The 21,384-nt window shown below is 60.8% G+C and carries 17 protein-coding genes; 13 read left to right on the forward strand and 4 right to left on the reverse strand.

Going from position 1 to position 21,384, the window contains the following annotated elements; translation table 11 throughout:
• Nucleotides 1-11: 11 nt before the first annotated feature.
• Nucleotides 12-494 (reverse strand): hypothetical protein, encoded by a 483-nt coding sequence (locus tag AC1MCA_RS04995; protein ID WP_479801586.1) that lies wholly within the window; start codon nucleotides 492-494, stop codon nucleotides 12-14.
• 212 nt (nucleotides 495-706) lie between these two features.
• Here AC1MCA_RS04995 and AC1MCA_RS05000 point away from each other — a divergent pair, with 212 nt between their 5' ends.
• Nucleotides 707-1,774, forward strand: coding sequence for a LacI family DNA-binding transcriptional regulator (locus tag AC1MCA_RS05000; RefSeq protein WP_479801587.1), 1,068 nt, complete (start codon nucleotides 707-709; stop codon nucleotides 1,772-1,774).
• Between the two features lie 423 nt (nucleotides 1,775-2,197).
• Here AC1MCA_RS05000 and AC1MCA_RS05005 read toward each other — a convergent pair whose 3' ends face one another.
• Nucleotides 2,198-2,818: a flavin reductase family protein gene (locus tag AC1MCA_RS05005; RefSeq protein ID WP_479801588.1), complete on the reverse strand. Its 621-nt coding sequence runs from the start codon at nucleotides 2,816-2,818 to the stop codon at nucleotides 2,198-2,200.
• Between the two features lie 34 nt (nucleotides 2,819-2,852).
• On the opposite strand from AC1MCA_RS05005, the gene AC1MCA_RS05010 reads away from it, so the two are divergent.
• On the forward strand, nucleotides 2,853-3,599 hold the full coding sequence (locus tag AC1MCA_RS05010) for a haloacid dehalogenase type II (protein ID WP_479801589.1): 747 nt from the start codon (nucleotides 2,853-2,855) through the stop codon (nucleotides 3,597-3,599).
• Nucleotides 3,600-3,621: 22 nt separating this feature from the next.
• On the opposite strand, the gene AC1MCA_RS05015 is transcribed toward AC1MCA_RS05010, so the two are convergent.
• Together AC1MCA_RS05015 and AC1MCA_RS05020 are read right to left on the reverse strand one after the other, a co-directional pair.
• Nucleotides 3,622-4,305 carry a haloacid dehalogenase type II gene (locus tag AC1MCA_RS05015; protein WP_479801590.1) on the reverse strand — a complete coding sequence of 228 codons (684 nt, stop codon included), beginning with the start codon at nucleotides 4,303-4,305 and terminating at the stop codon, nucleotides 3,622-3,624.
• Between the two features lie 27 nt (nucleotides 4,306-4,332).
• Nucleotides 4,333-4,770 carry a helix-turn-helix domain-containing protein gene (locus tag AC1MCA_RS05020; RefSeq protein WP_479801591.1) on the reverse strand — a complete coding sequence of 146 codons (438 nt, stop codon included), beginning with the start codon at nucleotides 4,768-4,770 and terminating at the stop codon, nucleotides 4,333-4,335.
• 334 nt (nucleotides 4,771-5,104) lie between these two features.
• On the opposite strand from AC1MCA_RS05020, the gene AC1MCA_RS05025 reads away from it, so the two are divergent.
• The 11 genes from AC1MCA_RS05025 to AC1MCA_RS05075 all read left to right on the forward strand — a co-directional run bounded on the left by AC1MCA_RS05025 (nucleotide 5,105) and on the right by AC1MCA_RS05075 (nucleotide 21,376).
• Nucleotides 5,105-6,259: a hypothetical protein gene (locus AC1MCA_RS05025; protein ID WP_479801592.1), complete on the forward strand. Its 1,155-nt coding sequence runs from the start codon at nucleotides 5,105-5,107 to the stop codon at nucleotides 6,257-6,259.
• 42 nt (nucleotides 6,260-6,301) lie between these two features.
• On the forward strand, nucleotides 6,302-6,469 hold the full coding sequence (locus tag AC1MCA_RS05030) for a hypothetical protein (protein ID WP_479801593.1): 168 nt from the start codon (nucleotides 6,302-6,304) through the stop codon (nucleotides 6,467-6,469).
• Complete coding sequence (locus AC1MCA_RS05035; protein ID WP_479801594.1) at nucleotides 6,466-6,879, forward strand: HNH endonuclease signature motif containing protein; 414 nt, start codon at nucleotides 6,466-6,468, stop codon at nucleotides 6,877-6,879. Before AC1MCA_RS05030 ends, AC1MCA_RS05035 begins: the two co-directional genes overlap by 4 nt.
• The gene (locus tag AC1MCA_RS05040; protein WP_479801595.1) at nucleotides 6,880-7,074 is read left to right on the forward strand and encodes a hypothetical protein; all 195 of its coding nucleotides are present in this window, start codon (nucleotides 6,880-6,882) and stop codon (nucleotides 7,072-7,074) included.
• 109 nt (nucleotides 7,075-7,183) lie between these two features.
• Nucleotides 7,184-8,512 carry a DUF4241 domain-containing protein gene (locus AC1MCA_RS05045; RefSeq protein ID WP_479801596.1) on the forward strand — a complete coding sequence of 443 codons (1,329 nt, stop codon included), beginning with the start codon at nucleotides 7,184-7,186 and terminating at the stop codon, nucleotides 8,510-8,512.
• A gap of 160 nt (nucleotides 8,513-8,672) precedes the next feature.
• A complete protein-coding gene (locus AC1MCA_RS05050; RefSeq protein ID WP_479801597.1) occupies nucleotides 8,673-9,824 on the forward strand; it encodes a hypothetical protein in 1,152 nt (383 codons plus the stop codon).
• A gap of 104 nt (nucleotides 9,825-9,928) precedes the next feature.
• On the forward strand, nucleotides 9,929-10,447 hold the full coding sequence (locus tag AC1MCA_RS05055) for an HNH endonuclease (RefSeq protein WP_479801598.1): 519 nt from the start codon (nucleotides 9,929-9,931) through the stop codon (nucleotides 10,445-10,447).
• Nucleotides 10,448-11,500: 1,053 nt separating this feature from the next.
• Nucleotides 11,501-13,564, forward strand: a complete 2,064-nt coding sequence (locus tag AC1MCA_RS05060) for a DUF262 domain-containing protein (RefSeq protein ID WP_479801599.1) — start codon at nucleotides 11,501-11,503, stop codon at nucleotides 13,562-13,564.
• A 114-nt stretch (nucleotides 13,565-13,678) separates the two neighbouring features.
• A complete protein-coding gene (locus tag AC1MCA_RS05065; RefSeq protein ID WP_479801600.1) occupies nucleotides 13,679-14,788 on the forward strand; it encodes a DNA cytosine methyltransferase in 1,110 nt (369 codons plus the stop codon).
• Between the two features lie 119 nt (nucleotides 14,789-14,907).
• The gene (locus AC1MCA_RS05070) at nucleotides 14,908-19,578 is read left to right on the forward strand and encodes a DEAD/DEAH box helicase (RefSeq protein ID WP_479801601.1); all 4,671 of its coding nucleotides are present in this window, start codon (nucleotides 14,908-14,910) and stop codon (nucleotides 19,576-19,578) included.
• A complete protein-coding gene (locus AC1MCA_RS05075; protein WP_479801602.1) occupies nucleotides 19,568-21,376 on the forward strand; it encodes a UvrD-helicase domain-containing protein in 1,809 nt (602 codons plus the stop codon). The genes AC1MCA_RS05070 and AC1MCA_RS05075 overlap by 11 nt, the downstream gene beginning before the upstream one ends.
• Nucleotides 21,377-21,384: the final 8 nt, after the last annotated feature.

Below are 21,384 nucleotides of genomic sequence, written 5' to 3' on the forward strand. Positions count from 1 at the left end.
TTTGGGGTGGATCAGGCGAGTGCTATGGCCAGGGCCGGGGGAACCGGCGACAGGACGAGTCCGCCGGCGGCCGAGGCTGTGCGTAGAGCGGCGGCTTTGTCTGAAGCTCTCAGGAGCGCCTCTGCATGCACTTTGTCGACGAAGAGACCCAGGGAACAGGGCCCATGATGGGCTTGGACCCACTGCACCGCCTCGCTTGCGGCTTTAGCCATTTCGCCGACAGTTTGGGCCAACGGGCCGTCAATGGTGGATACGGACGAGGGTGCGCCTGAGTTGTCGACGGAGACCACCAGGCTGGCCCAGAGGAGATTGTCAGCGAAGATTCCGATGACAGCCGAGGAGCCGGCGGAGACGAAGGTGCGGACAGCCACTGCGAGATCGTTGGGTGCTGTATCCCTCAGGAGCACTTCCAAATTTGCCCACTGGGCCTGGTCGACATTTCGAAGCCCTGTGCTGGGATCGAGCCCTAGTGCGTAGACGATGCTGTCAGCCATCCCGCTCCTTTCCTCATTGAAGGTGTTACCTCCGTAATCGTTTACGATCCCACCGTGAACGTTTACGGACTTCATCGTAAACGTTTACGGAGAAAGGTGTCAAGCATCACGTCCAGAGCTGTGTTTCAGGGAGCGAGGAAGTCCATGCGGACGTAAGATCGAAAGGCACGGAACCGTGAGCCGTGTCCGTGAGGTGCAAGACAGGAGAGAACGTGGCAGGCATAACCGTTCCACGCGAGGCCAATGAGAAGCTACTGGATGCCCCGCTGCGCCGGAAGCCCACCATCAACGACGTGGCAACCATCGCCGGAGTCTCCTTCGGTACAGTCTCGCGGGTACTCAATGACGCACCGGACGTAAGCGCTGCGACGCGGCAACGGGTTCTGCAGGTGATCAAGGACATCGGGTACCGCAGGAACCGGGCAGCCACGGCACTGGTCACCAGCCGGTCCACTTCCATCGGCATACTCTCCGATGGCTCCCCCCGGTTTGGCCCGGTGGGGACGCTCATGGCCCTCGAGAACGTTGCGCGCCAAAAGGGCTACGCCACAACTGTCATTAGTGTCGAACAGCCCTACGAAGAGTCGGTTCAGGCCGCCCTCGACACCTTAGACGATACGGGCGTAGGGGGAATCATCGTCATTGCGCCTGTGGTGGACATGGCAGCAGCCGTATGGAACGCCACGTGCCGTGTACCGGTCGAGATGATCGCGGCCGGAGCATCCTCAACTCCCAACGTATTCACGTACTCGGAAAACCAGGAACTGGGAGCGAGGCTGGCCACCCAGCACCTCATAGATCTGGGCCATAGGGACATCGCCCATATCGCAGGCTCCATGGAATGGTTCGATGGGCGTGTACGCAAACGCGGCTGGGAAGCGGCGCTGAGGGATGCGGGGCTCACGCCGGGGCTTTGCATCGAAGGCGACTGGAGCCCCAAGTGGGCCTACGAAACGGGCCTCCGGCTGGTACGCGAGGGAAGAGTTCCGCAGGCCATTTTCGCCGCCAGCGACCACACTGCGCTCGGGCTTATCCGCTCTTTCACCGAAAATGGCATCCGGGTTCCGCACGATGTCAGCATCGTCGGATTCGATGACGTTGAGGGGTCAGACTATTTCCTGCCTCCCCTGACCACCGTGCGCCAGGACTTCACCGCATTGGCGCTCATGAGCACCGAGGTGCTCCTCGGTGCCATGGAGGGGCGCGACGTCGACCGCACGCCGATTCCGCCCACCCTTGTGGTGCGCAACAGCGCCCGCCAAGCCACCTCCCACACGTAAAAGTCCCATAGCCCTGCTCCACCAGGTCCTCCAGCGCGATCCGGCCGGCGATGAACGGCTTGAGGTCCACTTTGCCCTCCTGCACCAATTGGATCACGGCGGGGTGGCCGCAACCCCATGCGGATCCTCACCCTGGTTGGCATCGCCTCGCTGCTGGTGCTCACCACCGTCCTGGACTCGAGCGTGCAGAAGCCTGGCGTGGAAAGCATGCGGGTGGTGACGGCGGTGGGCCATCGCGATGATCGCCGTGGTGCCGGTCCTCGTGTGGTTCCTGTTCGTCCAGCTCGGCCTCGGCTGACCACCGCACAGCGGGACGGAAAGGGGTGTCCTGGCCGGGCAGCCCTTTCTGTTCTGATGCGACCTGCCTTGCGCCCAGCCGTGGCCCTGCCTTGAACTGCCAGTCCTCCTTGGCGCAGGCCTCCTTCAGGCCTTCGGGCGGAAATGCCCCGGCCAGTCCCTAAGCCGGATCCGGTTGAGGTCGTGGATGGTGCCCAGGGTGCCCCACTCGTCCAGGCCCAGCCGGGACAGCGGCTCCAGCAGTTCGATCCGCGGGTGGCTCCCGTCCAGCACCGCGTCGCTCACGGCAGCGTGCGTCACTTCGCCGAAGACCAGGATGGAGTCTCCCATCGGCAGGGCCGAGTGGAGGTGGCATTCGAGCACTGCCAGGGATTCCTTGACCCGCGGCGCACCCACGGTGAGGCTCGGCTCCCGTGTGAGGCCGGCGGCGTCGAACTCGCTGACGTCCGGGGGGAAATTTGTGCCGGTGGCGTTGACCTCCTCCAGCAGCGAGGCCGGGGCAAGGTTCACCACGAACTCGCCGGACCCGGTGATGTTGCGGAGCGAATCCTTTTCCCCCACCGAGGTGAACTGCACAATGGGCGGATTCGTGGAAGCCACGGTGAAGAACGAATGCGGGGCAAGATTGTCAACGCCCTCCGGGGAGACACTGGAGACCCACGCGATGGGCCGGGGCACCACCACGGCGGTGAGTAGCCGGTAGAAATCGCGGGCGGACGTGTCAGTGGGGCTGAAATCAGTTCGCATGCTGCCAGACTACGGGCAGGGAAGGAGACAGGACATGAGGTTCCAGCCATACCGTTCACCATCAACGGGGTGCAAGGTACGCGCCGTCCTCTTCGACACTTTCGGGACTGTGGTGGACTGGCGCACCGGCGTCGCCCGCCAGGCGGCGGCCTTCGCCGCGGAACGGGGGCAGGAGCTCGACGCCGAGGCGTTCGCCAGTGAGTGGCGCGCGCTGTACCAGCCAGCCATGGAGGCCATCCGCTCCGGATCCCGTGAATTCGCCACCCTGGACACCCTCCACCGCGAAAACCTGGACCGGGTGCTCCGCAGCCACGGCTTCGACCCGGATCGGCTGGACGCACGGACCCTTGAGGAGCTGAACAAATCCTGGCACCGCCTGCCCCCTTGGCCGGACAGCGTGGCGGGCCTGGCCGCGGTCCGCCGCGGCTACATCGTGGGCCCGTTGTCCAATGGCAACACCTCACTGCTGTTGGACATGGCCAGAAACGCCGGTCTTCCATGGGACGTGATCATCGGCTCGGACATGACGCGCACGTACAAGCCGCTGCCGGCGGCCTACCTTCGAACTGCGGAGTTCCTAAATCTCAACCCCGGCGAGGTGATGCTCGCGGCCGCACACAACAACGACCTGCGTGCTGCCCGGGAGGCCGGGCTGGCAACGGCGTTCATCGCGCGCCCCTCCGAATACGGCCCCGGCCAGGTGGTGGACCTGACGCCGGAGAGCGATTGGGACCTCGCGGCGTCGAGCATTATTGAACTTGCTCACCGACTCGTTGGGTGACCCCCCCACCGCTCAAGGACCGCTATGCCCGCGCCGCCTCCAGCGCTTCCGGCAGTTTCTCCAGGGAAGCGGCGGTGTAGTCCGGTGCGGCGAAATAGGCAGGGTAGGTGGACCCTGTGCGGTTGATCCACGCCGTAGCAAGCCCTGCCTGCGCTGCGCCGTGGATGTCCCAGGGGTGAACAGCCACCAACAGCATCTCTCCGGGTTCCACGCCGCAGGCCCTGGCGGCGTAGTGATAGGCGGCCGGGGCCGGTTTCCATGCAGGGGCATCCTCCACGGACAGCAGCCGTTCGAACTGGTCCCGGATCCCAGCGGGCGCGAAGAGTTTCTCCGCCACCTGGGCGGAGCCGTTGGTCAGCGTGACCAGCCGGTATCCGGCTGCCCGCAGGGCCCGGACGCCTCCCGGAACGTCGGGATGCAGGCTGAGTCCTGCCATTCCCGCCATGACATGCTCCACCGCTTGGTCCACATCTATCCCTAAATCAGAAGAGGCAAGCAGCCCGCGCAGGGCGTCTGCGCCAATCTCGGCAAAGGCGCCGTTGCCGCCGGCCGCGGTGAGCGCGAAGCCGTCCCGCAGCAGCGTGGCAAACCAAAGCTTCGCCAGCTGGGCGGGGGCGCCGACTTCGGCGAACCGTTTCCCCATCGGCGACATGTCCGAAAGCGTTTCGTTGACGTCGAAAACGATGATTGACGGTGCGGTGTTCATGGTTTCTCCTTCGTCGTCACGGTCTCCCTAGAGCGGGCAATGCAAGGTAATCAAGGGCATAGGTGAAGTTGGTGGTGACCATCCTCCGTTTCGCCCCAAGGAAGGCGCGGCACGCATGCACGGTGCCTGATTCCATTTCAAGATCGACGTCGATTGGGCCAGTCGTCGGCGCACCCTCTGGGGCAGTTCCTGGTCTGCCCGCGCGCGGCCGAAACCGCTCTCGTAGGGGTCGAAGGCAACGTTAAGCTGATCGCCGAGGCCGAGGACCCGCGCCACGTCCAGAAAGGCCTCGAATCCAACTCCGAGTTCGCCGTGTTGGAGCTTACGGAGCGTATTGCGGCTGAGCCCGGCACGGTCTGCCACCTGCTCGGCCGTGAGGCCAAGAAGCTTGCGCCACGTAACCAGCTGCTCGCCGATTGTGCGCGCAGGCCGCTGCGTCTTCTGGGACGTTCTCTTAGCCACCACACTTAGATGATGAACCCATAAGGGTCATAATCCGGGTCATTAAGCTATTTTGTGGTCATTAGAGTGAACATTACTGATCGCCGAAAAGGACAGGAACGCAGCGCCCGAGATCGGCTCCGTACTGGTCTGCACCTCCATCACCCAAGACGCGCTCACCGCCGAATTCCGCGTCCTGGACTACGTCACGACGCCGGGATCCCCCGTCAGCATGAAAGCCTCCTTCACGATCCAGGACGGAGCGCCTGGGCTGGTCGCCAAGTAGAACTTATCGACGCTCCGTAGGCTGAGCCTGTCGATACCCACTCCTGGTTCCGCCTGAACATACGATGAGGCCATGCACGCACCCTCTGCCTCGGACCTCGCCGCCGATACCTCAGCAGCTGTCACCACCGAACACAGAAACCACCTCCTCACCCAGACAGGCATGGAGGCAAGAGCAGCCGCCGGACACTCCGGCGGAGCCGATGGTCCCAGCATCCTGCGCGTGGTGCCGCTTCTTCGGGTGTCGGGACCAAAACGCAAACGCGTGGTGTTGGTGGGCCACAGCCGCCTGGTCGTCCAGGACGTTGACCGGGTCGCCATCGAGTCCTTTGTGACCAACGCGTGGGTGGAGGGCACAGACGAGGGTGAATTCGCCCGGGTGGACATTGATGCGGCGGCTGCAGACAAACGGGTCGCGGCCGCAACGGCAGAGTTCGAGCGCGACCTCCCGGACTGGCCTGAGCCGGCCTCCGCGGATGACCGGCAGATGCACATCGCCAAACACGCCAAGGCCCTGGCCGAGCTGTCCCGCAACGCCGTAGCCAGCGTCAGGGAGATCCGGTACGACCTCGAACACCGGCTCGCCCATTTCAGCAGCAAGGGCCACGCCACTACCAGCAACACACCCATCGTGGCGTCGCTGCTCGAGCTGAACATCATCTGCGGGCGGGCTGCGGACGAAGCCCGGGAAGCGGTCCGGGAAGGCCTATGGCTGCACCTGTCGGATTCCGAGGCCTACCACTCGTACCGCAGGCTCCAGGATCCGTCGATCATCAATAATGCTGCGGTGGCAACCGCGGCTACGCGCAGCTGGATGCGGCTTCATGATGCCGGCGTCCGCCAATGCCTCGAGATGCGCAAACAGCTTGATGCCGAGTCCGATTCGGCCCGCGACCTTATGGCTGCAGCTGCCAGCGTTTCAAATTCCCGGGAAGCCGATTCACAGTCCGCGTTCAACACCCTTGCCGCGGTGGCCTCGCTCGGCCTCGGCATCCCGGCCCTGGTTCTGGCCCTCTACGGTGCCGACCGGCTACTCCCCCTCAACACCGAGCCCAGGCAGCTCGCGTTCATCCCGGTCGCTGCCGGGCTGCTCTTCGCCGCGATCATCGCCATTTGGCGGGCACCCAAGGGGAAGCACAGCCGGATCTGGATCGTCGGCGCCATCGGGATCATCATCGTACTTCTGAGCCTGCTGGTCGCGGCCGGACTGCTGGCACCATCCAGTTAGCCCCCGGACACTTCGAAGTACGAGCCATATTGGGGTAACACAATGGTGGAACTGAAGCGCATCTACTGGACCCGGCAGACGCTGAAAGTGGCCTACATGGCGGCGACGTTGTGGCTGTTCGCCTCAGCCATTGGAGCTCTGATGACGACCAATGCCCTGACAGTCGACGGCGCAGGCATATCAGCGGTCACAGAGGCACTGAAGGGATGATGGACCGGGCCATGGGCATGATGGCCTTGCCCGGCTCGTTCCTTGCGGTCCTGATCATCGTCGCGGTGGTCATCCGCCTCCAGGACGTCCGCCGCCGGGATCCCGTCCGGCGCTTCACGCGCCAGCAGCGCCGCGAAGGTATGGCCCGCGCCGCCGACCAGTGTGAGATAGAGTCCGGATTCCGGCGCCGTTGTTCCCAGCCCGCCGAACACGGCGACCATTTCTACCCGTGGTCCAAAGGCGGATCCGCCAGCCTGCAGAACTTCGTGGCCGCCTGCGCAAGGTGCAATCGGGCCAAAGGGGCCAGGATCCCCTCGCCGGGCCACCAGAGTCGGATTGAACGACGACGGCGGGACTACGTTCTGCCCGACAGTTCCGTAGCGGTCGGCGAACGGCAGCCGCTGCGGTAAGTGGCTGCTGGACAGCTTCCGGTACTCCGCCGAGGGCTGGGACACCCTGGCCCCGAGATCGGGGGCATCTCCATGGACGTGCGGGAAGGAGACTTCCGGGTCCTGGACTACGTCACGACGCCGGGATCCTCCGTCAGCACGAAAGCGTCCTTCGCGATCCAGGACGGCGTGCCTGGGCTGGTTGCGCGCGCCTGACCTGCACTAAGACCGTTACGACGACGGCGGGGTGGCCAGCAATTTTGCTGAGCGCCCCGCCGTCGTTGCTCAGTCTGCCGTGGCTGAATGTGCAGGTAGGGTGTGTCGCATGACTCAGGAAGAGGTCCGCGGCAGAATCGAGGCCTTCGTGGCCGATTTTCACACAAGGTGGCAGCGGTCAGGCACGTCGCCGGGGATGTTCGCTTTCGACCCCGGCGTGTTCGAAGCGTGGGCCAACGAGTTGGCGGCCCTGGTGGCCACCCATGGCACGCCGGAGATGCGCACCGGCCAGGAAGGTGCTCTGAGTTCCACTCCCGCGCACCAACCGGACGCCGAACAAATCACCGGCGTCGAGGTTGACGGGGACACTGCGACGGTCCGCTCGGTCATGCACGCCGCAGGGAACCAGACCTCCTACTACAAGTACCGGCTGCTGCGCGGCGGTGACGGCTGGCGGATCTCCCACCTCTCGGCCTTCCTCGACCCGCCGGGCAAACCATTTATCGATCCGGCGGCGGCCGAGGCGCTCCTGCTCGGTGCAACACCTGATGCCGCGCTCCCCGACCTGCCGCCCCATCTGGAGCTCGACTTTCCGGGGTTGTTAACCGCCGGCCGGGTGGTGGCACCGTTCGGCAACCCGGCGCGGCTTGAAGTCGTCCACCTTGGCGAACTCACCTGCGCTTCCGGCGTGCTCGCGGTCCTTGACCTTGGTTCCGTCGACGCACATTTCGCTCCTCTGGCGCGGCGGATAACGCCGGGGACGTACGCCGTCGACGTCGCCACCGTGGCGGACATGACCGTCGCAGTACGGCTGCGGCTCTCCGAGGCGCCAGCGGTCAGCTGGCACCCCGCCGAGTTCACCGACGGCACGGAAGGTGTAGGGGTCGACGCCGGGAACGTCGCCATCCTCGACGCCGGGTCGCTGGTGGGATGCCAGGCCCAGCACATAGAGGAGCTGTTTCAGGAGCAGGCGGCACTGCTGGTGGGAACACCGGGCACAGTGTTCGGCCTCGCCGGAGAGGTGGTGGATGCGGCCGTGGTCTCGAGCGGGTACGGCGACGGGATGTACCCGTGCTACTGGGGTGTGGCCGCAGACGGGAGTCTCGCCTCCCTGGTTGTCGATTTCAGGGTCCTCGCCGAGGACATCCTCCGCACCAGCCGCGTGCCATTCCAGCCCGGCGCCGTCAGCACGCCCGAACTCGCCGGCCTCGACCTGCAGATCAGCACGGATGGCGGCTCGTTCGTCATCAGCAGCAGAGGCGAGCGCATCACCGGCCTCCGGGTCCTGGCACCGGACGGCGAACTCCTGATGGACGGCGACCGGCTTGGCACCTTCGTCACGGGAGGCAGGTCCAGCAAGACCTGGAACCCGGACGCACCTCCCCCGCCCGGCGCGGTACTCGAGGTCACCCAGTACCTCGGTTACCGGCACATCTAAGCAACTGGGGGGAACACAACGGTGGAAGGATCAAAACGTGCCGTGTGCCTTGGGCCTTCCATCCTTTGCCCACCATGGCTTTGCAGGTCAACGGCGAAACCTCCGGTCACTGAGCCTGTCGATACCCACTCCTGGTTCCGCCCGAACATACGATGAGGCCATGCACGCACCCTCTGCCTCGGACCTCGCCGCCACCTATGGAGCTGTCACCACTGAGCACAGAAACCACCTCCTCACCCAGACAGGCATGGAGGCAAGAGCAGCAGCCGGGCACTCCGGCAGTGCAGATGGTCCGAGCATCCTGCGCGTGGTGCCGCTTCTCCGGGTGTCGGGGCCAAAACGAAAACGCGTGGTTTTGGTGGGGCACAGCCGCCTGGTCATCCAGGACGTTGACCGGGTCGCCATAGAGTCCTTTGTGACCAACGCGTGGGTGGAGGGCACGGACGAGGGTGAATTCGCCCGAGTGGAAATTGATGAGGCGGCTGCAAACAAACGGGTCGCGGCCGCAACGGCAGAGTTCGAGCGCGACCTCCCGGACTGGCCTGACCAGGCCTCCGCAGAGGACCGGCAGATGCACATCGCCAAACATGCCAAGGCCCTGGCCGAGCTGTCCCGCAACGCCGTAGCCAGCGTCAGGGAGATCCGGTACGACCTCGAACACCGGCTGGCCCACTTCAGCAGCAAGGGCCACCCCACCACCAGCAACACACCCATCGTCGCGTCGCTGCTCGAGCTGAACATCATCTGCGGGCGGGCTGCGGACGAAGCCCGGCAAGCGGTCCGGGAAGGCCTCTGGCTGCACCTGTCGGATTCCGAGGCCTACCACTCGTACCGCAGGCTCCAGGACCCGTCGATCATTAATAATGCTGCGGTGGCAACCGCGGCTACGCGCAGCTGGATGCGGCTTCATGATGCCGGCGTCCGCCAATGCCTGGAGATGCGCAAACAGCTTGATGCCGAGTCGGGTTCCGCCCGCGACCTTATGGCCGCAGCTGCCAGCGTTTCAAATTCCCGGGAAGCCGATTCACAGTCCGCATTCAATACCCTTGCCGCGGTTGCCTCGCTCGGCCTGGGAATCCCGGCCTTGGTCCTGGCTCTCTACGGTGCCGACCGGCTGCTCCCCCTCAACACCGAACCCAGACAGCTGGCGTTCATCCCGGTTGCTGCCGGGCTGCTCTTCGCCGCGATCATCGCCATCTGGCGGGCGCCGAAGGGGAAATCGAGCCGGATCTGGATCTTCGGAGCCATCGGGATCATCATGATTCTGCTGAGCCTGCTGGTGGCGGCAGGACTGCTGGCACCACCCAGTTAGCCTTCGCGGGCACTTCGAAGGACGAGCGTATTGGGGGAAGAAGATTGCCGGAACTGAAGCGCATCTACTGGAGTCGTCAGACGCTTAGATTGGCCTATCTGGCCGTGACTTTGTGGCTGGCCATCGCCGCCTTCGGCGCCCTGATGCCGGGCAGGGCCGTCACCGTACCCGGCCCGGGCATCTCCGGTGTAACTGCGGTTCTGGGGGACATGGCCGGCCGCGTCCTCGCGGCGGTCACCCTACCCGGAGTGCTCCTGATAGCCCTGATGATCGTGGCGGTGGTCAGCCGGGCGCGGGACGTCCGACGCCGGGATCCCGTCCGCCGCTTCACGCGCCAGCAGCGCCGCGAAGGTACGTCCCGGGCAGCGGGCCAGTGTGAAATGGAGGCCGGATTCCGTCGCCGTTGTTCCCGGCCGGCTGAGCACGGTGACCACTTCTATCCGTGGTCCAAGGGCGGGTCCACCAGCCTGCAGAACTTCGTCTCCGCGTGTGCCCGGTGCAACCGGGCGAAGGGCGCCAGGATTCCTTCGCCAGGCCAGCAGAGTCGGATAGAACGACGACGGCGGGACTACGTTCTGCCTGACAGTTCCGTCAGCGTCGGCGAACGGCAGCCGCTGCGGTAACCGATGCCTTTCTCCATCCCGGACTCTTGCTCATGGCGACCCTGTCATAAGTCCTCCCCAACTTCCCACACTCTAAGTCCGCTTTCGTTCTGTACCGCTACATATTTCAAAGAGTCAATACTTAGAACCGTGGACAAGGATGCTCCAGCATACGAACGAATAGGCGAGTCAGAGGCGGCCGGGCAAGCTGCGCTTACTCGCCGCGCTCCTTGAATGCCTGCCACAACAATGAACTGCTCTAAGCAGCCCGCAACAATACATCGAGCAGCGCTAAGCCAGGATGACCAATGACGTCTACGGGCCAAACAGCCGAATTCACACTGAGGGCTCGGTGTAGGTCGCCGAGACCCACTGTAACGCCGAGTAGCGAGGAACATACAAGTACCCGTTTCCTCCCAATTCCTCCTATGCTCGAATTGGCGCAGGCTGGGCCAACTTGAATTCGGCGTTTTGCGACATGCCAATTTATTGATAGACCAGTTCATTGGCAGGGAGGAATGCAAGATTATGGCTACTGCGAATCAACGTGTCACCGCAACTGATATTGCAGGCGGCCGGGTGAGGTGCGGTGTGGCTTTGAAGGAACTCTTACCAAAGCAGCCGCACCCCGCGCTGAAGGTCGTGCTCCGGGGAGTAACCCTTGAATGCAAGTGGGACCCACGGAACGGTCCCGACCGCAACAGGTCCGGCGTTCTCTCGATCGGAAAAGCTCCCCTGCAACAACTTGTGTTAGCTGACGAAGTGCTGTCACTAGAAGTGATCAACGGAGTCCCGCACTTCCGGTAGTTCCAGAAGTTTCCGACCGAGCTAGACAGCCGGACCGACCATCGTCTAAATCGCATCGCGATGGCGAGCCCGAAACCCGTTCTGGTCTGGATCTCCAGCCTCACACGACGTCGCGCCGGCGTGCGAATGGGAATCACATCTGTATTTCTCGCAGAAGGTTCTCCTCAATTCAGAGCCGTGGCATCCCAATAGCCTTCGGTAGCGGCATCTAGTATGAAGTGGGTTTTGTTAGCGGTATGTAACTGGGCGAACTAGGGAGAGCAATCCGTGGACTTGAAGGCTGATAAAAAGTCACTGAAGGCATTGCTATCAATAGAAGAGCAGCAGTTCCGCATACCGCCTTACCAGCGCCCCTACTCGTGGACTTTCGAGCAAGTTGACGACTTGTGGGGAGACCTGCTGGAGAACGCACCGTCCGGTCATTTCCTTGGATCGATCGTTATGACCACAGAGGATGAAGATCGCCCCCTTGTAATCGACGGACAGCAGCGCTTAACGACGCTGATGCTATTGCTTGCGGCTCTACGCGATGAATGCTTCGCCCGTGACATGACTAAAGACGTTCAGCGGATCGAAAAGCGGCTGACTGCCGATGACCTGGCCGAGGGCGACGCATACTTCAAGTTTAAAACCGGCTCCGCCAACTGGCCCGTCTTTCGCGACTTCGTGTTGAGAGGTCCCCACGATCCTCAGCGCAAGCTCTTGGACGAGGAATCTTCTTTACAGAAGGAGGTTCGCTCGCGGAACAGACCACTCCTGGCCAACTTGAGGAGACTCCGAGGTCATCTCGCCGGACATCTCCAGTCTTTGCCCAAGAATGAAGGTTCAGCATGGCTGCGGTCGTTTGAAAAGAACCTCATGGAGAAGGTTGAGATCGTGGTAATCGAGGTTCGCGACCTCGCTGACGCCTTCTTGCTATTCGAAACTCTTAATGACAGGGGCTTGCAGTTATCGGCTGCAGACCTTCTAAAAAGCCACGTTCTAGGCCAGATCGCCAAGAAATCATCGGACGAAGACGTGGACGCCGCCTCCACGGACTGGGACAAAATGCTCGAGAGCCTTGGCACTCAGGTCGACGTGAGTCGCTTCTTGAGGCACTACCTTCTGGCTACGGTGCCCTCTGTCCGAAAAGAGGAGGTCTTCGGACATTTCAAGACACTGGTTGCGAGCAGGGGCGCCAACTGGGTCCTAGATGATCTATTAGTTTCCGCCGCCTATTACGGCGAATTTGAGACACCAACCAAAGTCACCTACGAGCCGGCTCGAAAGGTGCTCACCGATCTTCAAACTCTTCGTGCCAGGTCCTGCTATATCGCACTGTTGCCTGCGCGGAGGTACCTGTCTGAGGCGGACTTCGTCGAGTTCGCACGGCTCGCCGAGGTCGTAACGTTCCGATACAGCAGCGTAGTGGGGCTCGGCACAAACGACATCGAAAGGCGTTATAGAGACGCCGCTCAGCTGCTCGTTGAAAGTGAGGGTGGCAGGGTGGAAGATGCTCGGTCCCTTCTCATCGGAGGCATGCCCGATAGCGAACAGTTCCTTGCTTCGTTCCAGACCCTCAAAATGGGCAAACAATATCTCTTGCGCTATACCCTGCAGCGCATAGAGGAGACGCTTTCCTACAACAAAGAACAACAGTTAAAGGACTCCAGCTCGGTCCACATCGAGCACATAATGCCACAAACGCTATCCGCAGGCTGGCGGGACGACTTGGGCGATAATATCGACCTGCATTCCGACTACGTGAACCGCTGGGGGAATCTGACTCTCTTGTTTTCCGGGCTGAACATTCCTGCAAGCAATAAGAGTTTCGCCGACAAGAAGACGCATTACGCAGAATCTCAAGTGACTCTGACCACTGCGCTCATGAACATCCCTGGTTGGGGAGTTGAGGAGATCGAGGAGCGGCAGCGCTGGCTCGGCCAGCTATCAGATCAAGTCTGGCCCAAGCCCCCGTCCGCCGACCGATCGTTCCGCGAAGTCCCTACAGGCACCGTGGCACACTTCCAGGCCGAGCTAGGTCCTCTCTGGGAACACGTCGAGCCGTACTGCATTGAGACAACTAGCGAAGAGCTAATGCAGCTCTCCGAACTATTGCCCGCCCATTTACTGGGTCACCCTGTCCACGGGGAAACAGGGACAGCGTTGGCCCGTCGCGTTGAAGTGCTGCTAGCGGGCTGGGACAACTTTGACGCAGCCCAAAGGAAAATAGCGAGGGGCGTCACAACGTACTTCCTCGCGACAAATGACGCCGTTTCTGATGACCTACCCAACGGGTTGGACGACGATGAAACAGTCATCAGCGCGGCAGAGAGGATTCTGCTGAGTTGAGCTCGAGTGACCTCCCCTTGTTAGCCGCCGCCATGGGCCGCGCAGCCTAGACCCGTTTCGTCCCAAGTCGCAGTGCGGCTCATTTGGCTGCAGGGCCGATATCCTTGGTTCACAATGAGTAAAAATCCTGCTGAGAAGTCCGCGCCCTACGGACGGAAGAAGACCTCCAAATCAGTAACGGTGTTGGACCTCTTCTCGGGAGCTGGCGGACTCACTCAGGGGTTCTATGCGGCTTCTCCTCGTTTCGTCACCGAACGCGCAGTGGAGTTCGAGCCAGCGGCCGCTGCATCGTTCGCTGCAACGTTTGGCGACAAGGTATACGCAGGGCCAATTCAGGACTGGCTTAAGAAGGAAACCGTCCCCAAAGTGGACGTTGTGATCGGTGGCCCACCCTGCCAGGGGTTCTCTCAGCTGGGTAAACAGGACCCGGAAGATATTAGAAACAGCTTGTGGCAGCCGTACGCGGAAGCGCTTTCCAGGGCCAAGCCCAAATACTTCATCGTCGAAAACGTACCGGCATTCAGCAAGTCCCAGCAGCTTCAAGACTTCAGGGACGCAACCGCCAAAGGCGGCCTGATCGAGGACTATGACTTCCAATGGCACGTTCTGAATTCGGCCGATTACGGCGCTCCCCAAGCGCGAAAGAGAGCTATTCTCATCGGCCATCGAAGGGATCTTCCCTTTCCCGGATTCCCGATGCCGACCCACATCGGGCGCCACTGCACGGTGCGGCATGCGCTGAAAGGCATAGAGCCGAGCGTCACCGCCACACTGCTCCCGACTCGGTCGACAGAGTACGCGGGCCGGACCTTTGCTGGTGCCTTTCGTACAAGCGAGCTGCACCTTGCCCGAGACTACGCGGAGCTCTCTCTCAACAGATTTGTGAACATCCCATTGGGAGGAAACAGGTTTGACCTGCCAGAGGCGCTGCTTGCTCGGTGCTGGAAGGACCACAAGTCGGGGTCGGGCGACGTGATGGGGCGGATGCACTGGGATAAGCCATCAGTCACTGTCAGGACTGAGTTCTTCAAGCCGGAGAAGGGCCGATACCTCCACCCAACAGAACACCGCGCTATCACGCATCTCGAGGCTGCCAAACTCCAGGGGTTCCCGGACGATCGGCTGTGGGTTGGATCCAAGACGGCGATTGCCAAGCAGATCGGCAACGCAGTTCCGACGGCCTTGGGTAGGGCCATAGCTGCTCAGCTGGTCCAACATTTTTAGACTCTTTTGACGCCACAAACGTGCCAGCAACGAAACCTTCAACTAAATGTCGCCTTTGGATGGTAGATATTATCTGAAGACTTCGGCAGGGGCCGAGAGCACCAGTGTCGAATTGGGGGATGGAACCAATGGTGGTTCAAGATTCATGGGCTGGAACGACGTCGTCGCTTAGCCGCTTTGTCGCTGCAGAAACGGCTAGTGCGCTGAATGCTTACCGAGCCCGCCCCGACCTCGTGCGCGAACATAGCAATATTGAGGCGGCGATCTCGCAGGGCGGCTACGGCCGCAAGCAGCTCAACGAGCTGGTCCAGAACGCCGCTGATGCCATCAAGGAACCAGGCGGCCGAATCCGGGTGGTCCTGACCAAAGACGCGCTCTACTGTGCGAACGAAGGACAGCCTTTTACCGAGGCCGGCTTCAGAACACTGATGCTGTCGCATTCCTCCGAGAAACGTGACGACGAGATCGGCCGGTTTGGCCTCGGATTCAAATCAGTTATTCAGGTCACCGCAGAACCCCGCATATTCAGCCGGAGCGGCTCGGTCTCATGGAGCCAGGATCAAAGCCGAAGGCTCCTCGAAAGCCTGTACCCGGGTTTGACCGCCTATCCCATTCTTCGCCTGGCCTCTCCGGTGGACCCCGACATCGAAGCCGCGCAGGACCCCGTCCTATCTGAGCTTTTTGAGTGGGCCACTACGGTGGTGAAGCTTCCCTTGAGTGGCAGCGTCAGCTGGCTCTCGGACGAAATGAAGAAGTTTCCCGAGGAGTTCCTCCTATTCTCCGACAAAATTGGTTCCCTTGAGTTCGAGGACAGGGCCCAAAGTTCTTCCTGGACGTGGACAGCAGCGCGGGACGGCAACCGCGTCAGCCTCTCCGACGGCGCCAGCAGCAGCGAATGGCTCATATTCAAGAATCGGCACGAAGTCAGCACCCAAGCTGCGGTCGAGGCGGGAAGCATCGTCGCGCGACAAAATGTCGACGTGACCTGGGCTGTTCCTTTGACGGGCAACCAGCGCCGCAAGATGGGCCGATTCTGGAACTATTTCCCGACGCAGCACGAGACTTCCCTTCGCGGCATCGTTAACGCGGCCTTCAAAATGAACGAAGACCGCCACAGCATGCTGGAGACCCTCTACAACCGGGAAATTCTCACACGGACGCTTCCTCGCATGGTGGCGAGTGCCCTGAAAGAGCTAAGAACACCCGAAGATCCGGCGCTGTTTCTGGACATTCTCCCGTCGCGTGACAAAGAGTCAAGTTCGTGGGCCGACTCCGTTATCAATAAACCCATTTTTGAAATTCTGCCGTTCGCACCATGTCTGCCCGACAGATCAGGCGTCCTCAGGCTGCCCAGTGAAATCAAAGTACAACCGGCACTGGAAGAAGCCACTCGACTGATCGCTCTGTGGGACACATGGGTGCCAGCGGAGAGGCACTGGCTACACTCGTCGGCCTTGCGACGGGAATCCCAGGTCATACGAATCTTGAGGGAAGCGAACCTCAAGCGCGCATCCATTGAAGAATGGCTCGAAGAAGTTGTCGCAGGTGGGGAACTACAGGATTACGAGAACGCCCTGCAGATCGCGGCGATGATCGACAAGTCTTACACCGACTACCGGCACGCAATGCGGCAGAGCCGAATTGTCCTGATGTCAGATGGCAGCGTCCAACCGCCAATCAGTTCGAGGGTCTTTCTACCGATGAAGGCCGACGACGAGTCAGCCAATGTCGTGTCCTACGAACTGATGCATCACGGGAATGCGAACACATACCTTCGCGCCCTGGACCTCCAGGCGCAAGATGGCCGGGGAATCGTTAGCCGCGTCGCCAGCAGTGTCGCTGGCGATTATGCAGATGCAGAACTGGCCGCTTCCCTTTGGAAATTGACCCGTTCGCTCGCCGTCCCAGAAAGTCTGGCGATAGTAAACGAGCGGACAGACCCCACGAAAATTTTGGTCCGCTGCCGCGATCACAAATGGCGTCAGCTGGGTGACGTCTGGCTATCCGGTGGTTTGATTCCTCAGACCAACATTGGTGACGAGCATCTGCTGGTAGATGATCAATTTCATGCCAATGACATAGCTTTACTGAGAAACCTTGGAGCACGAACGTCACTTGCGGACGCAAGAATGGTCCGTGCTGGTGGCTCCTACGATCTATGGAAAACAGCGGAAGCGGGCCGCTTTTCCGAGCAATCGAGAAACGGCCCTGTCCGGCTTTCCGAGGCGGGAATCCGCTTTAGCCAAGCATTGACCACGGATGGCCTTCACCTCCTAGTTGATGCGTCAGCAGCCACCCGCGCAAAGATCACCCGCACAGTTCTGAGCCGTCCACAGTATCCAACCAAAATAGAATTCAGCAGTGGTTTCCGTGCCCCTGAAACCATTGATGGGCCAGACCTTTGGTGGGTGAAGAACCACGGGGCCCTTGAAACCCCGCTTGGAACCATAGACACCAGGCACTGCGTCGGAAAAATCGATGGGATACCCACAGATTACTTGCCCTTTCCTGGCGAGGAAGAGGCAAAGGCTCTGGGCTTGCCGACCGACATACGCCAGATCCAATGGAACTCAGTCATCGCACTGGCAGAGCAGCACCTGCCGATCCGCCAACTGCACGAACTCTACGGCGCCCTGGCTGTCCTTGATGTACGCCCACCTAAAGAGCTACTAGCCCCCCTCAGTGAAGGACGAAACACGCGCTACCTGACCTCGGACTTGGTTCTTGCGATGGACATCGAGTCGCGAGATTACCTCGTTGAATCAGCCAACGTGCCCGTCATATACACCGGTCATCCATATCTGGATGAAGCCCTCACCGAGAACTGGGGGCTCAAGCCGGTTACTGTCGAGTTCTACACCTCAGCGCGTGCCGCGCCCATAGATGGGGAAGCACCCGAAAGCGTAAAGTCAAGGTTCCCATTCCTCAAACGCGCAGCCGGTGAAGTTGCCGTTCAAACCCTTTGTGTTCCTTGCACTTCGGTTGATGAAGTCCGCACAAACAGCTTCGACGCACGTGCGGAAGCAACGCCTAGGGCGTCCTATCTTCAGGATGGTGTGCTCTACTACCGAGCTCCTCAAGGGGACCAGGCATTACTAACAACGATTCTCGGCGCATTCGACAGCAAACGTGCGTCCGCGCAGGTCATGCAGGCGATGCGGCAACTCAAGAAGGATGACGAAGCCCAAGCTCGAATCGGACGAGTCAACAAGCAAAAGACGGATGCCGGGAAGGTCGCCGAACTTGTTGGTCGTGACACCCTGCGCAAGCTGATTCCAGACGCAGTCATGAAGATGCTGGATGCCCGTGAACTGGAGCTAACCGACGAGCGCCTGTTCGAGATCGTCAGCAATTTGCACGGCAGCAGCCTCCTGAAGGTTCTCAAGCCTGCCCTCTCTGAAGCCGGCATTGAAACCCCAGACCAATTCCGTGGTGGCCGTACAGCCCAGGAATTCGTTAGAGAACTCGGGTTCTCCCCTGCAATGGCGGGTGAGTCAATCAAGAAGAAACCAGAACGCGAGGAATTCGTCGGACCGGTTGGCCTGAATCCGCTTCATCAGTACCAGGAAACAACCAGCAGAAAGATCGTTGATCTCCTTGCCGGGCGTACCAAGAACAGCCGTGGTCTCGTCCAACTTCCGACCGGTGCAGGCAAGACGCGCGTCGCCGTCGAGTCTGTTATCCGCGACATCGCAGCTTCCCCCAAAGAAGATCACCGTCTCGTCATCTGGATCGCGCAATCCGAAGAACTCTGCGAGCAGGCGATCGAAACGTGGACTTATGTTTGGCAGGCTGTGGGCTCCCCCGGCGAACGAATGGCCGTGAGCAGGCTATGGGGCGGGAACAAAGCCATTCGTGAAGAAACCAAGCTCCACCTCGTTGTCGCGACGATTCAGACACTTGCCAGCATTCAGCAAAGCCGGCGGCAGATGTACGACTGGATGTCCAACCCGGATCTCGTCATCATCGATGAGGCCCACGGTGCCACCGCGACGTCATACACCCCCGTGCTCGCATGGTTCGGCCGGTCTTTCACCGAAAAATCGAGATCGCTGCTCGGACTCTCGGCGACTCCCTACCGGGGTTCGAATGAGAAAGAGACAGAAAGGCTCGTTGCGCGTTTTGGCAAGAACCTCATTGAGCCTGACGAGTTCACCGCAGACAACGCCCACGAGTATCTTCAGGGCCTCAAAGTCTTGGCAAGAGTGAACCATAAGGAGCTCAAGGGCATCGAGCTAAAGCTGAAGGATATGCGGTCCGCCACAGATGAAGACTCCCAAAGCGCCATGCTTGAGGCGAGGATTGACCTCCAGCAAGTAGCGGACAGCACAAAGCGCAACGAAGCAATTTTGGATCACATCATGGCATCAGAAACGAAGGGCCCAACTCTCGTCTTTGCTGCTTCAGTAGAACACGCTGAAGCCCTCGCGGCGGTACTGTCCGTCGAAGGCATCCCGGCAGCCGCAATTTCGGGCAAGACCGATTTGGGGCACCGACGGTCAATCATCGAGGACTTCCGCAATGGCAAGATCCGTGTCTTGACCAACTTTGATGTCCTCACACAAGGCTTTGATGCACCCAAGGTCGACGCCGTTTATGTGTGCCGTCCGACCTTCTCACCAAACAAATACATCCAGATGATCGGCCGCGGCCTGCGCGGGCCACGAAACGGCGGCAGCGAAGAGGTCCTGATTGTGAACGTCAAGGACAACCTCGATCAGTACGGGCACAAGTTGGCGTTCACGCAACTCGACTATCTGTGGCGGAACGAGGCAGTCAGTGCTCGCTGAGTTTCAACTGGACGAAAGTCAGCGAGCGGTGGCCGAGGCAGAACCAGACGCCAGGATGTTCGTCACGGCCGCCGCCGGGCAAGGAAAGACGGAAGTTCTTCTGGCTCGTGTGAAGACCCTGGTTGAGGACGGTTTGAACCCGGCCGACGAAATCCTGGTGCTCAGCTTTTCCCGGGCTGCGGTGGAGGCCGTGCGGAAGCGGGCAAGAATGCACGACGTAGACGGTCTTCAGATCAGGACCTTTGATTCGTTTGCCGCGCAGATCCTGATCGACATGGACGAAGAACCACTGGGTGACAGCTTCGACGCTCGGATCAGAAAGGCCGCTAAGTACATCGCCGGAGAAGAAACCCCGGATCGGATCACTCACCTAAAGCACATCCTGGTGGATGAGGCCCAGGACCTGGTTGGAGATCGCGCTGAGCTCGTCCTGGCCTTGTTGTCCGCGCTCGGGGATGACCTTGGCTTCACTGTGCTCGGCGACCCCCTGCAGGGCATCTACGATTTCCAGCTTGAAGAGTCCAAGTCAAAACTGACGTCTGCTGAATTAATAGAGAACCTCATCAATGACTTCGGCGCCGAGCGTGAGGTGCTGACAAAGCACTATCGGGCCATGACGGAGCGTACCCGTGAGCTCATCTCGGTTGGAGACGAAATACGCGGCCTCGGAACCCTCGATGACCCGCGCTGTGAGACGGCGCATGGCCTTATCGACGACTTCCGCAGGCAGGTATCCAGCACGTCCGTATTGAACGAATCGGGAGCTCTTAGTCCCAACTTTGGCAACACAACGGCTCTCCTGTGTTCAACGAATTATGAAGTGCTCATCGCGAGTGAACTGCTGTGGCAGAACGGGTATCCGCATCTGATCCGCCGCAAAGCGCAGGATATGAGCGTGGCGCCGTGGGTACATCAGGTTTTTAGGGACCTCGAGGACAGGACCTACGACGCCGATGAAATCAAGTCGAGGCTCAGCGCCCTCTACGGTGAGTCCGCAGGGGATTTGTGGCTTGCACTCAAGACGGCAGAAGGCAATTTCTCCGCTTATAACTCGCTCAACGTATCCCAGCTGAGCCAGCGGCTCCGCAGTAGATCAATCCCCTTGACGCTGACCGTGGATGACGCCGCACCCCTTGTTGTTTCCACCGTGCACAGGGCGAAGGGGCTGGAATTCACTAACGTCCTCTACCTTCAACCGGAGTTCGGATCATCGGCGGCGAAGCACAATGCTGACGCCCTCAAACAGAAGTACGTCGCATTGAGCCGTGCACGGGAGGAGGTAATTTCCACCAAGCTCCCCAAAGGGCTGATCAAGCGAATGGAGAAATCTAAGGATCGATGGCTCGAAAAGGCTTATGGGAGGGGTCAGACGTTATACACGGCCAGGATGGAGTTCCTCAACTCGGACGTGGACGACGTCTCGCCCTATTACCCTGCCGACGGAGACGCTGGAGCTGTCCAGAACAACCTCGTCTTGGACGAGCTCTTGGGCAGCGTGGTATCCGGCTCCCTGGAGACTGAGCCGGAGCACGGCGAAGTCCCACGCTACGTCTTGACTACCAGTGACGGCAGGATAATCGGCCGGACCAGCCAATCGTTCGCCTACGCGCTGAAGAAGAGCTTCGGCCTTCAATACGGCCGCACTCAGGCGTGGCCATCAGGTTTCACTGGCGCCCGCGTCACGTCCATTGAGTGCGCGACCGGCCACCCAGAGGAGACGAAGCTCACGGGACTCGGCTCCTCGGGCATGTGGTTAGTGCCCCGGCTGACCGGCCTGATCACGCGAACAAAGAATTAGGAGCAGCA

Source organism: Arthrobacter sp. BK1, assembly GCF_056680055.1.

What these genes read in the sequence shown, in the direction of transcription:
- AC1MCA_RS05050 (WP_479801597.1), top strand. Translation starts at nt 8,673, where the DNA reads ATGCACGCACCCTCTGCCTCGGACCTCGCCGCCACCTATGGAGCTGTC.
- AC1MCA_RS05045 (WP_479801596.1), top strand. Translation starts at nt 7,184, where the DNA reads ATGACTCAGGAAGAGGTCCGCGGCAGAATCGAGGCCTTCGTGGCCGAT.
- AC1MCA_RS05030 (WP_479801593.1), top strand. Translation starts at nt 6,302, where the DNA reads ATGGTGGAACTGAAGCGCATCTACTGGACCCGGCAGACGCTGAAAGTG.
- AC1MCA_RS05005 (WP_479801588.1), bottom strand. Translation starts at nt 2,818, where the DNA reads ATGCGAACTGATTTCAGCCCCACTGACACGTCCGCCCGCGATTTCTAC.
- AC1MCA_RS05025 (WP_479801592.1), top strand. Translation starts at nt 5,105, where the DNA reads ATGCACGCACCCTCTGCCTCGGACCTCGCCGCCGATACCTCAGCAGCT.
- AC1MCA_RS05010 (WP_479801589.1), top strand. Translation starts at nt 2,853, where the DNA reads ATGAGGTTCCAGCCATACCGTTCACCATCAACGGGGTGCAAGGTACGC.
- AC1MCA_RS05065 (WP_479801600.1), top strand. Translation starts at nt 13,679, where the DNA reads ATGAGTAAAAATCCTGCTGAGAAGTCCGCGCCCTACGGACGGAAGAAG.
- AC1MCA_RS05015 (WP_479801590.1), bottom strand. Translation starts at nt 4,305, where the DNA reads ATGAACACCGCACCGTCAATCATCGTTTTCGACGTCAACGAAACGCTT.
- AC1MCA_RS05070 (WP_479801601.1), top strand. Translation starts at nt 14,908, where the DNA reads ATGGAACCAATGGTGGTTCAAGATTCATGGGCTGGAACGACGTCGTCG.
- AC1MCA_RS04995 (WP_479801586.1), bottom strand. Translation starts at nt 494, where the DNA reads ATGGCTGACAGCATCGTCTACGCACTAGGGCTCGATCCCAGCACAGGG.
- AC1MCA_RS05035 (WP_479801594.1), top strand. Translation starts at nt 6,466, where the DNA reads ATGATGGACCGGGCCATGGGCATGATGGCCTTGCCCGGCTCGTTCCTT.